This is a genomic window from Streptomyces sp. Isolate_45 (assembly GCF_024721315.2).
Lineage (GTDB): Bacteria > Actinomycetota > Actinomycetes > Streptomycetales > Streptomycetaceae > Streptomyces.
Genome location: NZ_JANFAK020000220.1, coordinates 1 through 11885, shown reverse-complemented (window position 1 = coordinate 11885; position 11885 = coordinate 1). Strand labels below are relative to the sequence as shown.

The 11885-nt window shown below is 70.4% G+C and carries 19 protein-coding genes and 1 pseudogene; 9 read left to right on the top strand and 11 right to left on the bottom strand.

The window, feature by feature from the left end; all coding sequences use genetic code 11:
* On the top strand, positions 1-193 hold a 193-nt coding region (locus tag NOD94_RS37450), incomplete at its 5' end, for a hypothetical protein (protein ID WP_281210708.1).
* A gap of 336 nt (positions 194-529) precedes the next feature.
* Here NOD94_RS37450 and NOD94_RS37445 read toward each other — a convergent pair.
* The 9 genes and pseudogenes from NOD94_RS37445 to NOD94_RS37405 form a co-directional block, all read right to left on the bottom strand.
* Positions 530-1021 carry a hypothetical protein gene (locus NOD94_RS37445; RefSeq protein WP_281210707.1) on the bottom strand — a complete coding sequence of 164 codons (492 nt, stop codon included), beginning with the start codon at positions 1019-1021 and terminating at the stop codon, positions 530-532.
* A gap of 635 nt (positions 1022-1656) precedes the next feature.
* Complete coding sequence (locus tag NOD94_RS37440) at positions 1657-1848, bottom strand: DUF4236 domain-containing protein (protein WP_281210706.1); 192 nt, start codon at positions 1846-1848, stop codon at positions 1657-1659.
* 114 nt (positions 1849-1962) lie between these two features.
* On the bottom strand, positions 1963-2142 hold the full coding sequence (locus tag NOD94_RS37435) for a hypothetical protein (RefSeq protein ID WP_281210705.1): 180 nt from the start codon (positions 2140-2142) through the stop codon (positions 1963-1965).
* A gap of 472 nt (positions 2143-2614) precedes the next feature.
* A pseudogene (locus NOD94_RS37430) lies at positions 2615-3147 on the bottom strand (sporulation protein).
* Between the two features lie 57 nt (positions 3148-3204).
* Positions 3205-3789: a GAF domain-containing protein gene (locus tag NOD94_RS37425; protein ID WP_281210704.1), complete on the bottom strand. Its 585-nt coding sequence runs from the start codon at positions 3787-3789 to the stop codon at positions 3205-3207.
* Between the two features lie 351 nt (positions 3790-4140).
* Entirely contained in the window at positions 4141-4413 is a 273-nt protein-coding gene (locus NOD94_RS37420) for a hypothetical protein (RefSeq protein ID WP_281210703.1), read from the bottom strand.
* A gap of 49 nt (positions 4414-4462) precedes the next feature.
* Positions 4463-4729, bottom strand: a complete 267-nt coding sequence (locus tag NOD94_RS37415) for a hypothetical protein (protein WP_281210702.1) — start codon at positions 4727-4729, stop codon at positions 4463-4465.
* A 94-nt stretch (positions 4730-4823) separates the two neighbouring features.
* The gene (locus NOD94_RS37410; protein ID WP_281210701.1) at positions 4824-5021 is read right to left on the bottom strand and encodes a hypothetical protein; all 198 of its coding nucleotides are present in this window, start codon (positions 5019-5021) and stop codon (positions 4824-4826) included.
* Positions 5018-5593 (bottom strand): DUF5994 family protein, encoded by a 576-nt coding sequence (locus tag NOD94_RS37405; RefSeq protein WP_281210700.1) that lies wholly within the window; start codon positions 5591-5593, stop codon positions 5018-5020. Before NOD94_RS37405 ends, NOD94_RS37410 begins: the two co-directional genes overlap by 4 nt.
* Before the next feature lie 291 nt (positions 5594-5884).
* On the opposite strand from NOD94_RS37405, the gene NOD94_RS37400 reads away from it, so the two are divergent.
* The 3 genes from NOD94_RS37400 (at position 5885) to NOD94_RS37390 (ending at position 7189) form a co-directional block, all read left to right on the top strand.
* Positions 5885-6361 carry a DUF5994 family protein gene (locus tag NOD94_RS37400; protein ID WP_281210699.1) on the top strand — a complete coding sequence of 159 codons (477 nt, stop codon included), beginning with the start codon at positions 5885-5887 and terminating at the stop codon, positions 6359-6361.
* Positions 6362-6584: 223 nt separating this feature from the next.
* Complete coding sequence (locus tag NOD94_RS37395) at positions 6585-6758, top strand: hypothetical protein (RefSeq protein ID WP_281210698.1); 174 nt, start codon at positions 6585-6587, stop codon at positions 6756-6758.
* A 95-nt stretch (positions 6759-6853) separates the two neighbouring features.
* On the top strand, positions 6854-7189 hold the full coding sequence (locus NOD94_RS37390; RefSeq protein WP_281210697.1) for a YnfA family protein: 336 nt from the start codon (positions 6854-6856) through the stop codon (positions 7187-7189).
* Positions 7190-7227: 38 nt separating this feature from the next.
* Here the strand turns inward: NOD94_RS37390 and NOD94_RS37385 are convergent, their stop codons facing one another.
* Positions 7228-7740 (bottom strand): universal stress protein, encoded by a 513-nt coding sequence (locus tag NOD94_RS37385; RefSeq protein WP_281210696.1) that lies wholly within the window; start codon positions 7738-7740, stop codon positions 7228-7230.
* A gap of 308 nt (positions 7741-8048) precedes the next feature.
* Between NOD94_RS37385 and NOD94_RS37380 the strand changes: the two genes are divergently transcribed.
* The 5 genes from NOD94_RS37380 (at position 8049) to NOD94_RS37360 (ending at position 11114) form a co-directional block, all read left to right on the top strand.
* Positions 8049-8405, top strand: coding sequence for an SAV_915 family protein (locus NOD94_RS37380; RefSeq protein WP_281210694.1), 357 nt, complete (start codon positions 8049-8051; stop codon positions 8403-8405).
* 13 nt (positions 8406-8418) lie between these two features.
* Positions 8419-9753 carry a diaminopimelate decarboxylase gene (gene lysA, locus NOD94_RS37375; protein ID WP_281210693.1) on the top strand — a complete coding sequence of 445 codons (1335 nt, stop codon included), beginning with the start codon at positions 8419-8421 and terminating at the stop codon, positions 9751-9753.
* A 353-nt stretch (positions 9754-10106) separates the two neighbouring features.
* Positions 10107-10433 (top strand): PadR family transcriptional regulator, encoded by a 327-nt coding sequence (locus tag NOD94_RS37370; RefSeq protein ID WP_281210692.1) that lies wholly within the window; start codon positions 10107-10109, stop codon positions 10431-10433.
* Positions 10430-10786, top strand: coding sequence for a DUF1048 domain-containing protein (locus NOD94_RS37365; RefSeq protein WP_281210691.1), 357 nt, complete (start codon positions 10430-10432; stop codon positions 10784-10786). The genes NOD94_RS37370 and NOD94_RS37365 overlap by 4 nt, the downstream gene beginning before the upstream one ends.
* Position 10787: 1 nt before the next feature.
* A complete protein-coding gene (locus tag NOD94_RS37360) occupies positions 10788-11114 on the top strand; it encodes a DUF1048 domain-containing protein (protein WP_281210690.1) in 327 nt (108 codons plus the stop codon).
* A gap of 514 nt (positions 11115-11628) precedes the next feature.
* Here NOD94_RS37360 and NOD94_RS37355 read toward each other — a convergent pair.
* Entirely contained in the window at positions 11629-11802 is a 174-nt protein-coding gene (locus NOD94_RS37355; RefSeq protein ID WP_281210689.1) for a hypothetical protein, read from the bottom strand.
* Positions 11803-11885: the final 83 nt, after the last annotated feature.

Sequence of the window (11885 nt, the reverse complement as noted above, 5' to 3'; positions counted from 1 at the left end):
CCAACTCGGGCGCGTCCGGCCACGACAGGTTCTCCCAGTTGATCTCGCCCACATTCGATTCGATCGCCGCCGTGAAGCGTCCTCCATGCTGCCGACCGGCAGGTGGAGCAGCCCCAGGAGCGGCCCCACGATGCTCACCCCGGCGGCGAACAGCTCGAACAACGGCACCGCGATGCCCGCCGAGAAGGGGTGAACCAGGCGGCGAGACAGGGGCGGCCGGCGAGATCTCCTCACCCTGCTCGCGGGTCGTAAGCACCCGATGGACGGCACCCACTCCACCTGCCCCCGGCCAAGGACGCGTTTGCCACGGCGCACGGCCAGGCCGTCGACAGCGCCTTCAGCACAGCAATCAAGCGCTACTGCACCGATTGGCCGGCAGCGGCTCGATGCGTGTCCACTGGGCGTCGGTCAACGACACACTTCAACCAATGAATCCGATGCTCCGAAGGAAACGGCCTGGGCCTCCTGGGCTCGGCACCCCGCCTACAGATGGGTGGAAGTCCCGGCCTTCCCTCGCCGGGGACCTTCCTTACGTCGGACTCCCGCTGCCGGCTTCGGACCCGTGGGGTCGGCTTTCGGACGGCAGCACTCGGGCGTTGTCGATGTACAGGTGGAGCCGGCCGTCGTCCGGACATCTCAGGCCGACGGTGAGGCCGTGGATCCGGCGGTCCTTCGTGCGAACGAACGCGAGGGCGACCTCGAACACGCGGTGCCCCTCAGGGCACCGGCGGATTTCTCCGGGCTCGGAGGAGTCGGGGGTGCGGGCCGGAAGCGGGGCGCGCGACGGCTCCAGGCTCCATGGGAACTGCCCCGGGAAGCCCTCCTCCCAACCGTCCGGTACGCCCATCGGGAGGCAGCAGCCGAAGCAGAAAAGCTCCCTCTCCACCGCCTCGAACTCCTCCGAACCACACCACCGGCAGATCAGGAGCACGGCCTCGACCGTACCGACCAACCGCAGGAGGCCGGCGCGGCCCTCGGTCCCATCCAACGGTCCGGCACCCCAGGCCTCTCCACTCTCCATAGGACCGGATCCTCGCACGTCAGTGCCCCATGGTCGAGTCAGCCCCGGAGGTTGCGTGCGATGCCCGGTCGGCCGGTGTGACGAGCGGGGTGAAGCGTTCGCGGACGGCGGGGCCGCCGCGGATCCACCGTCCTCGGACCGGTACGCCGGCCGGCGTGCCGAGCGTGTTCTCCTCGCGGCTGAAGGCCCGGTTCATCGCTGCCTCGGCCGTCGGTCCCACTCTACTGATCGGCGCCCTGGTGGCAGACGGACCACTGGGCGAGGTTCTCCAGGCGCTTCCTCTGATTCGGGGTGCCTTTGCCCGCCGGGAACATCGGCTTGGCGCGTCGTCGCCGCGCTTCCGGCCGGCCCGCCGCCCCCGCCGTCACCGCCGCGACCCGCCGGCCAACCCACATCCGCCGTGAGGAGTTCACCATGGGCAACCTGGCGAACGACTCCAGCGCCCCCGGCCCACCGTCGGCCAAGTAGAGCGCCACCTGACGACACTGCCCTGCTGCGGCGCCCCCGTCGCGTGAGCCGGGGGAGGGTTCCCGCGGCCGAAGACGTGGGAGGTGCCGTCCCGATCGCATACGCGCCAATGCTCCACGCCCCCGGCCTGTCCGGCCGGGGGCGTGGAGTCGGTGGCCGCTCGCGGATCAGCCGCGCCGGGTCCTGCGCCAGCCGAAGGGGCCGGGCAGGTCAATCGAGGTGGTGCGGCGTCCGGTGCTGCTGTGGGTGCGGCGGGGGCCGTGCTTTCCGCCGCCGGTGGTGATCGACCACGACTTGCGGTTGATGTTGAGCCGGACACCGGGCAGAATCCTGAAACTCTTGCGGAATGTCAGCGGCATGTCGTCTCACTTCCTCGGTGCGCGTACGGACGGGCGGCCGAACCTGCCTGCATGCAGGCCGATTGACGTACCGTCCGTATGTCCGGTGCTCCCCGTTCCATGCGCCCGCCGCCCTCAGGCCGCAACGGCAGCGCCGACGAAGGAGCAGAGGGCCTCGCCTTCCAGAGTCTCGCCGAAATCCCTGAAATGCCCGGCGGCCATGGTCAGTTCGGGGCAGTGTGCCAGGACGTCTTTCAGGCCGGCGCGGTCGTCTTCGCTCAGCACGGTGGGGTGTCGGGTGAGCCGGCCGGTCACTTGGCGCACTGTCGGAAGGCGGGGGCGGCGCGCAGGCCGGAGCCCCCCACCCCTTGCAGCCGCGCGAGGACGGATCGCGTGCGTCACGGTCGAGCTGCCCGGGGAAGGCGACCACGACGGCCCCAACAACCGACCGCGTACCCGAACGGAGTAGCTCGCCGTCACCTCTGGTCTCTGTGGACGTCGACAGATGCGAAGGGCCGGTTCCAGAGCCTCGGGGCGGTACTCGTGTGACGGCCCGGCCACCTCCATCAGCGGCGGGGCCGACCGGTGGATGAAGGCGGACCGGGGTTCAGATCCGGTTGAGTTCATACAGAAGGGCGGCGCTACCTCGCCGCCCTTCTGCTATCAGGCCCGGGGTGCCTATCATCACCGGTCAGGCGCCCAGGAAGGTTTCGCGCAGATTGGTGTCGATGCGGGCGGTGAGCACCGCCTGGTCCTCGTGCTTGAGGGTGAGCGGGGCGACCCTGCTTCACGGGCAGACGTCCATTTCGGACTCCAGGGTGACGAGGAACAGCTCCATCTCCCCGATCCCGTATCCGGGTTGCGCGAGCATCTCGATCTCCTGCCACCGGTACTGCTCCTGGCGTGCACTGGCGCGGCCCTCCTTCACCTCCGTCTCCGTCATCCGGAAGCCGAGGTTCTCGAAGGCCTGAGCACGGTGGCTTGCGACGGCAGGGAGTGGACCTCAAGGGGGTCCTCGTCCCCTCGGTCCACCGCGTTGTCGATCGCCAGCTCGGTGATCACCGCGCTGTACGCCTGGTTGAGCGGCCGCCCGTCGAAGTGGGTGAGCGGCATCTCCGACGGGATGTCGAAGGACGCCCGCTCCGTGCGGACCTCCCCGGCGCGGAGGGTGAACGACTTCTCAAGGTCGATCCGATCCACCCTGTCGTTGAAACGGGCTTCGTGATCGCCCTGGGTCTCGACCCGCACCACCGGCAGCACGGTGAGGCGCTCCACCTCCACGTCGGCGGCCCCACCCCGAACGGTGATCGTCGCGCTCACGCGCCCACCGGGACTGACCTGGCCGTGGTCGAGAACCGTCTCGACCTCCGGGGGGTGTCAGGCGCCGGCGTAGCCGCCGAGGAGGCCCATGCCGTCGGCGGGGCAGAAGGTGGTCAGGGCGGCGGGCAGGAATCGGCCGCTGACCCGCTGGTTGGCCATGGCCTGGTGCAGGCGATGCAGGATCACGCTGGGGTGGGTGTGCCGGCCGGCCTCGGCGCGCACGGTGTAGCGGGCCAGGGTCTGCAACGCCTGCCGCTGGCCGGGGGTGAAGGGGCGGGCGTCCTGGTCGACCACGCAGAAACCCCCCAGTACCCGTCCCTCCGGGGAGACGACCGGATAGCCCGCCCACGCTCCGATCCCCAGCGCGCCGACGACCGCAAGGTCCTTGATCCGCAGATGGGTACGGGCGACCTCCGCGATCAGTTCCCGGCCGGTCCCGATGAGGATGTGACAGGGGCTGCCGCGGATGTCGTTCTCCCGGCCGGCCGCCGGATCCGTCCCCACCGACGACCTCCAGAACGCCCTGCGCCCGTCCGCCACCGTGAAGAACGCCTTCTGCGCACCCGTGATGGACAACGCCAGCTGCGCGAGATCGTCGAAGGTGCCCTCCGGCGGGGTATCGAGAAGGCCTGCGGCCGCCATGGCCACCAGCCGCGCCGGGTCGGACGGCGGAGGTTGCCGATCTCCCGGGTTCCCATGAGTGCCGGCGGGCGGCGGGTGCGAAGCTCGGCGGCGAGCCTCTGGAGTTCACCGTCACCGGATTCCTGGACGGCGTTCAGTAGCCAGCGTTCTGGTCGTCGATTGCTTGGGGGTGCCTTGGAGTTCGGATCGACCGAGCCAGACCAGGGCGAGCTGCCGCACGGCGGATTGCTGCTGCGGAGCGAGCAGGCCGCCGGTCACGCCCTCGCGCGTGGAGGACCTGTTCGCCGGCAGCGAGGGCGAGAAGGTGGAGGGATCGGATGGTGAGGGCGCGGCGGCGGGTGTTGGGAGGATTCAGCCGTGCTCTTCCTCCTCGGACTCCATGTGCCGGATTCCCTCGTGGGTGAGGGTGACCATCGCGGGGGTGTTGCCGGGTTCCCAGTCGACGGTGATCAGCCCCTCGCCGGCCAGGTAGGTGCAGGCGGCGGCCAGGTCCTGTTCCGGTACGTGGAGGTCGCGCCGCAGTTGTGCTCCGGTGATGCCGAGGAGGCGGTTGCCTTCGACGGCTTCGTACAGGACCCGGAGCACCTGACCGCGGTAGGTCTTGCGCTCGCGCAGTGTGGCCATGACCGGGTCCTTTCATGTGCGGGAGGGATCTCTGGCGCCCGCCGGGCTCTCAGACCTCGTCGGAGTGGGCGCCGGCGCCGACCGGGGTCGGGCCGGCGATCGGCCGGAAGCGGTCCTGGCCCGCGGGCGTCGCCGTGTCGACGGTGAGGTGGAGACGGGTGCCACCGTCGGGGCCGGGATAGCTGCGCTGTTCCGCTCCGGCGAAGCAGTGGCGCAGGGCCTCCGCGACCGCTCGGGCGGCTTCGGGCGTCCGCGCGATGATCCGGACCTCGGCGTGCCCGAGCGACGACAGCGGCTGGGTCTCGATGTGCTTCACGGGGCGTGTTCCCTTTCGGAGTGGGCGGAGAGCCGACGGGGCGGGACGCCGTGGCGTCCCGCCCGGTGCCCCCGGTCGGAGAAGGGTCTGTTCGTCACCGGTCGGCTTCCCCGCGGTGGGCTCCAGGAGCGGTGTCGTTCGGCAGCCCGGGAGGCCTCGGCAGGGGTTCGCTGAAGCGGTAGGCCTCGATCCGGGCGTCGTGCTGGGCGTTGAGCAGGTGGATCAGGCGCATGCCGATGCCGATCACGAGGATGATCACTGCGATGAGGACGACGGTCTCCACGGAGCTCACCGCCTACCGTTCCCGGGCAGCGGCAGGCCGCTTCGCACCATCGGGCTCCCGAAGGGGGACATACAGGCCCCGCCCTCGCCCTCCCAGCCGGCTTCCTGGCGCTGGGCGTCGCGGACGCCGCGCCCGATGGCGGCTTCGTTGGCCATGAGGACGCCTGCGGTCAGGGCGCTCCCCGGGACCGCGGCGGCGGCCATCAGTCGGGCCGCGGCGGCGGGCTCGGTCTCGGGCGGGATCACGAGGAGGTCCCAGCGGCCGACGGTGTAGGAGAGCAGGATCAGTTTGTCGGGGTCCTGTTCGGTGAACCAGCCCACGTGCATCACGCGCCCGTCGACGGCGACCGTGTGCGGTACGACGGGCCAGCGGGCGGGGTTCACGGTGACGCGGGTGACGCGGCCCCAGGATTCCTCAAGGGCGGCGGCGAGCGGCGGCAGCTCGGCCTCGAGGTCGCGGGAGCGGGGCCACCAGGCCCCGTCCAGCCGGCCGGCGAGCATGGTTTTCGGGGTGAGGGACAAGCGGGCCGGGAGCTCTGCGGCGAGGTCGCGGGGCGCGGTCCGGTCAAGGGTCGTGGTCATGATGCGGACCTGCCCCCGGGCTGCCCGTCGGTAGCCCGGATTCTAGGCGATCGCCGGAAATGACACCGGCGTGAAAGCCGGCGTGCGAAGTACTTCCGGTGTCTTCACTGTACGCCCGTTCCACGGGTATGGGCGGTTTGACCAGCTATTTTCCCGCGGATGTGCTGTGGGGAGCGGTGATGCGGACGGCGGGAGTACCGTGAAACGACGGCGGGCTCGCGTGCGTCGCAGGCCGGCACCGGTGCCGGCGTGCGACGGGAGCGGCCGCACCCCGTAGACGGGCGGACCAACATGGCTGACTCCGACACCCCCCACAAGCTCCCACTGCTCCTGCCGGATGCGATCCACCAGGCGATCGAACCTGGCACCGCCCTGTTGCGGCTGGAGACCACGAAATCCAGGGAAGGGCTCCTGGACGGTGCGTGGTGGCCCCGCACGCGCAACATCGAGACCGAGTTGCCCGGGCTGATCAACGTGTTGATCGAGTACCTCGGACCCATCACCCGAGTCGGTGTGGACGCCTCCGCCTGGAACGGCCTTCCCGCCCGCCTGGTCATCGACGAGCAGGTCGTGCACCTCGACTCCGATCCGGTCGGCGACGGCACCGTCCTCATCACGCGCGGCCACAACGACCACTTCGCCCTGCTGGTGGTTCCCCCGGACACCACCGCGGGGGCCGCCCGTGAAGCGATGGCCCGCGCCGTCCGCGCCGACAACATCACCCAGGCCGCTCAGATCCTCATCGCCACCACACCCGAACCCGAGTAGGCCTATCTCCTTGAACTGGGACTTCTCCGAAGAGCGAACGGCGAGACGGGGCCCGATCCGGTGGAGGCACGCCGCCACTGGTTCGCGCCGCGGCGGGCCAGGCGCGCTGTGCGGAGGCCGGTGCTCCCCCAGGTAGCGAACCTGGTCATGAGGACGGATGTCGACAGGGCAACTGACCGGAGCCGACCGGGGAGGCCCACCTTCCGTCTCGGGCGGCACGTCCTTGACGACTCCGACCATCGTGGCGTGCGCGAACCGGTTCACCCCGAGCCACTCCAGCGCCTTCGCCCGGTCGCCGAGGTCAAGGCTCCTGGGCACGTTCAAGCCCTCGGTCAACGAGCCCATTCCTTTCACCGACCTCGCCGAGGAGACCCGCCATGCCGGGCCCTGCTGCTGACCCGCACCCCCAGCGCTGAGGAAGGGTGCGGCTCCCAGAAGGGCGCCGACCCGCTGAAGGTCACGAGCACGGAACCTCGGTAGGGTCAAGCCGGTGTGACTGTCGCTCGTTCCGTTGCCCTGTTCGCCATCGCCGCCCACCTCGAGATCGGAGGGGCCTGGCTGGGCTGGCAGGGCATCCGCGAGCACAAGGGCTGGATCCGGATCGGCTCCGGCGTCATCGCACTCGGTCTGTACGCAGTGGTGGCCACCTTCCAGTCCGACGACAACTTCGGCCGGATCCTCGCCACTTACGGCGGCATCTTCGTCGCGGGATCCATCGCCTGGGGCATGGTCGCAGGCGGGTACCGACCCGATCGCTACGACGTCATCCGCGCACGGGTCTGCCTCGCCGGCATGGCTGTGATCATGTACGGACCCCGCCGGAACTGACTTCCCCAACCGCGTCGCAGCCGTCCGAAGCTTCCGACTCACGGCGTCAGCTCCCTCGTGTCCAGGGGGATCCTCAAGAAATTCCGGCGGTGCGCGGCGCCCAACTCGATCTGTAGGGGCGAGGGCGGCACGACGAGTACGGGACAGGCTGCGTGCGCGAGGCAATAGCGGGCCACCGAGGGGCGCAGGAGGTGGCGCAACGGGGCACGTAAGCCGGTGCCGACGGCCAAGAGGTCATCCACGCCACGGGCGGTGTCCACCAGGGCGGCGCCGGGCGTGCCCCGTACGGTGAGGCCCGCAAGGGCGATTCCGGGCTTCGCCGCACGGAACGCCGTGTCGAGCACCTCGCGAAGTTCCTCGACGGCAGCCGTACTGCATTCCGCCAGGGCGGAGGGGCTCAGCCCGTTACGACTGCCGAGTTCGCCACCCGGTGATCGCCACGCAAGGACGACCCTCAGCTCCGCATCACGTACGCGGGCCTCTGCGGCTGCCCGGTGCGGGGCGGCCGGACTCCCCTGGGTGCCGGTCGCACCGACCACGACTCTTCGCACGGCCTGTTCCCTCTCCTCTTCCCTCTCCTCGCCTGACGGCCTCCGGTGCTCGTGGAAAGGCCGCGAGGTACGGCGGAGCCATGTCCTTGACGGATTTCTGGCGGGGAGGCCCACCACCCTGACGCACTCCTGATGGCCTCCAACTCCTGGCGTCAGTGATCCGTATGGAGTGGGCCGGTGGCCGTATGGGTCCCGTTACGGGGTGACCGCCTGCGCGCTGGGGCGGGGATAGCTTCGGTTGCACGTCCCGGACCGCCTCCCCGCGCCGGGGCGTCACCTGTCACTCGTGGTTCCCCGAGGAGGGCCCCATGTGCTTGTTCCAGTACGACGAATCCGACTCCGAGCCTGAGGAACAGAGCCCGGCCGGGCCTCTGTACGTGCCCGCCCGGCCGGGAGGAGCGCACGTCGTCGTGCGGCTGTTCCGCACCCCACTGGGAGCGCGTACCGCCGTCGGTTTCACCAGCCCGGAACGGCTGGCCGCCACGCTCGGTACGGTCCAGCCTTGGATCCGGCTGTCCGAGGCCGCACTGCGGTCGATGGCCCGGCCGCTCGGCGCGTCCCTGCTGACCGTCGACCCGGTTCTCACCGCGCCCGCGGCGGGTGTGGTGAGGCCCGCCGGGGCCCCGTTGACACGGGTGCCCGAGACCACGGCCCGCACGGCCTGAGGGGGAGCAGATCATGACCATCGCCGTTCTCCCGGAGATGCCCGCCGGCGCCGGTGAGCTGTCCGTATGGCCCTCATCCGCGACACCGCTCCCCCACGGTGGCCTGGCCGTCGGCGGAGTTCCCCTCACCGAGATCGCCGACCGGTTCGACACGCCGACCTACGTCCTGGACGAGGCCGAGGTGCGAGGGCGCTGCCGGACGTACCGCGAAGCCTTCCCCCACGCGGACGTGCTGTACGCGGCCAAGGCGTTCCTCTCCCGCGCCATGATCCGCTGGGTCCAGGAGGAGGGGCTGGACCTGGACGTGTGCTCGGCCGGGGAACTGGAGCTCGCCGTCACGGCCGGCTTCCCGCCGGAACGGATCGTGCTGCACGGCAACGCGAAGTCGCCCCAGGACCTGGCGGCCGCGCTCCGGCTCGGTGTGGGGCGGATCGTCATCGACAGCCCGTCCGAGATAGCCCGCATCGCCGCCGCCGTCGGGCCCTCGGGTCGCCAGAAGGTCATGGTGCGGGTGGTCCCGGGTGTCTCGGCCGGTGGCCACGACAAGATCCGTACCGGTACGGAGGGCCAGAAGTTCGGGCTCTCCCTCACCGACGGCGGCGCCCAGCACGCCGTCGCCCGCATCCTCGGCCAGCCGCAGCTCGAACTCACGGGGCTGCACTGCCACATCGGCTCGCAGATCACCGAGGTGAAGCCCTACCTGGTCGCTCTGCGCCGCATGATCGGGCTGATGGCCCGCATCCGTGACACGCACGGCCTGGTCCTGCCCGAGCTCGACATGGGCGGCGGCCACGGCATCGCCTACCGGCCCGGTGAACCCGCGCTCGACATCACCGCGCTCGCCCGGCGGATGCGTACGGAACTCGTCGACGGCTGCGCCGCCGCGGGACTGCCGGTGCCCCGGCTCGTCGTCGAACCCGGACGGGCCGTCGTGGGTCCCGCCGGAGTCGCCCTCTACCGGGTGCTCGCCGTCAAGCACACCGGCGAGAACGTGTTCGTCGCCGTGGACGGCGGCATGAGCGACAACCCGCGGCCCGCGCTGTACGGGGCCCGGTACGCGCCCCGGCTCGTCGGCCGCCACTCGATGACGGGGCCCCGTACGGCCACGGTCGTCGGCCGCCACTGCGAGGCGGGCGACGTCCTCGCCTCCGACGTCCAACTGCCGGGCGACGTCCACCCCGGCGACCTGCTCGCGGTACCGGTGGCCGGCGCCTACCAGCTGTCCATGGCCTCCGGCTACAACCTGGTCGGCCGCCCAGCCGTCGTAGCCGTCCACGAAGGCACGGTCCGGCTGCTCGTCCGGCGCGAAACCCTGGAGGACTACCGGAGCCGGGACATCGGCATCTGAGGCCACAGCAGGGCACGTTCGTCGGCTGCCCCGCAGATGCGACGACCGGGCGGACCGTCAGCCTCGACGGCCGCCCGGTGCCTGCAGCGGTCGGTCCAGCTCCGTTCCGGCGTCTTCGTATCCGGCATCGGAGATCCGTTGCGGCTCACGCAGGCCACCGGCCGCGGCCGCGCGTCGCCACCCACCCGGATCGCGCGACCATCCTGTTCCACGATCAGGCCGACAGCTTGGCCGACCCGACGCTGCGGCAGCTCTTGACTCGCATGTCCCTGGCACCCTCCACTACTCGGTGATACCGTATAGCTGTACTCGGTACTACGCAGTACCGATGACGCCGAGGAGGAAGACTTGCGATGGACGACCTGACGGAGATGCTGAAGGGCACGCTCGAAGGGTGCGTGCTCGAGATCATCGACCGCGAGGAGACCTACGGGTACGCCATCACCCGTCAGCTGAACGAGCTGGGCTTCACCGACGTCATCGAGGGGACGGTGTACACCATCTTGCTGCGGCTGGAGAGGAACGGACTCGTCCAGGTGACGAGGCGACCCTCCGGGGTCGGTCCCCCACGCAAGTTCTACGCGCTCAACGACGCGGGCCGCGAGGAGCTCGCGAAGTTCTGGGCGAAGTGGCAGTACGTCTCATCACGCATCGACAAGCTCAAGGAGGGCGGGCGATGAATTTCTGGGAGACCATCACCGGCAGCGATCTCACCAGGGAATGGAAGGCGTTCGAAGCCCGGGCCGCCGCCCTGCCGGGTGACTACCGAGCGGCGTGGGAACAGATCAAGGTCGGCCTCCTCCCCCACGGGGACTTCACCGGCCGCAACCTGATGCCGATCCTCGACGCCGCCCTGGGACTGCTCGAAGAAACAGCGGCGGACGGGCAGAGCGTCCACGAGGTGCTCGGCGACGACATCCGGGGCTTCTGCACGGCACTGACCGGCGGCGAAGGGGCCCGAACCTATCGCGACCGCTGGCGCGAGCAGCTGAACAGGAACGTCGCCAGGAAACTGAGCAGGCTGGGAGGCTGACATGGGCATCCAGGACATCATCGAGGGCAAGAAGCAGTGGCGGGCGCACACGGCTCGGGTCAAGGCCCTTCCACCGGACTATCGGATCGTCTACAAGGAAATGCAGAAGTACCTGTTCAAGGTCGGCCCGATCGACCTCTCCGATGGGCCCCTGCTCCCCGGGATCGTCGACTTCTTCGAGGAGGGCGTCGCAGCGGGCAAGGGCGTCCTGCAACTCATCGGCAGCGATGTCGCGGCGTTCTGTGACGACCTGATCAAGGACTCCCCCACATATGCGGACGCCTATCAGGAATTCCTCGACAGGGAACCCGGCACGACCGGGAAGTAGCTTCAACCACTCACCTCGGTGGGCATGGCGCGCATGCGCGGCTCGCCGCTTCGGCGCGGCGCGAACGCATGTGGTCCGACGGACCACCGGAGTCCGCCGCGGATCCCGCCCACCGAGGTGGCCGAGCAGCCCCGGCGAGGCCCGACTCGACTCGGCCCTGCCGGCGCAGGCAGCATCATCGACGGTCAGGCTCCGCGCAGGGCGATCGGCACCCTCCCCCAGACGATGTTGCATGACTGACGTGCCGTCACAGACTGTCGCGTGAGCCGAGTTCCGAAACATCGTCCCCCTGCGCACCCTTCCCTCGAAACGCTCGGCTACCGCTGGTCGACGGCACAGTTCAACCGCGACCCGAAGTAGCCGGGACGACCGCGCCGGCCGGCGTCCGTCCAGCCGCTTGGCCTCTGGCTACAGCCGTGTGCGCCGCCCCCGGTCATCGCGCCCCAGGACGGCACGTCCCGGGACCTGGTACGGCGCGGACGCCGGAGGACCACCGCCACCAGGGCATCGGCAGCTAGGGGCGGTACACGAGCTCGATCATCATCGCGGCGATCACCGCCCAGACCCCGAAGCCGAGCAGCCAGAGGGCCTCGAGGAGGGCGCCGGTGGCGATGACGGTCAGGCCCGCCGCGCCGAGGGCGAGAACCGCCCGGCGGATGCCTCGGTCGGGAAGCCAATCGATGGTCACATCATGAGAATCGGGGGGGGGGGGGGGGGGGGGGGGGGGGGGGGGGGGGGGGGGGGGGGGGGGGGGGGGGGGGGGGGGGGGGG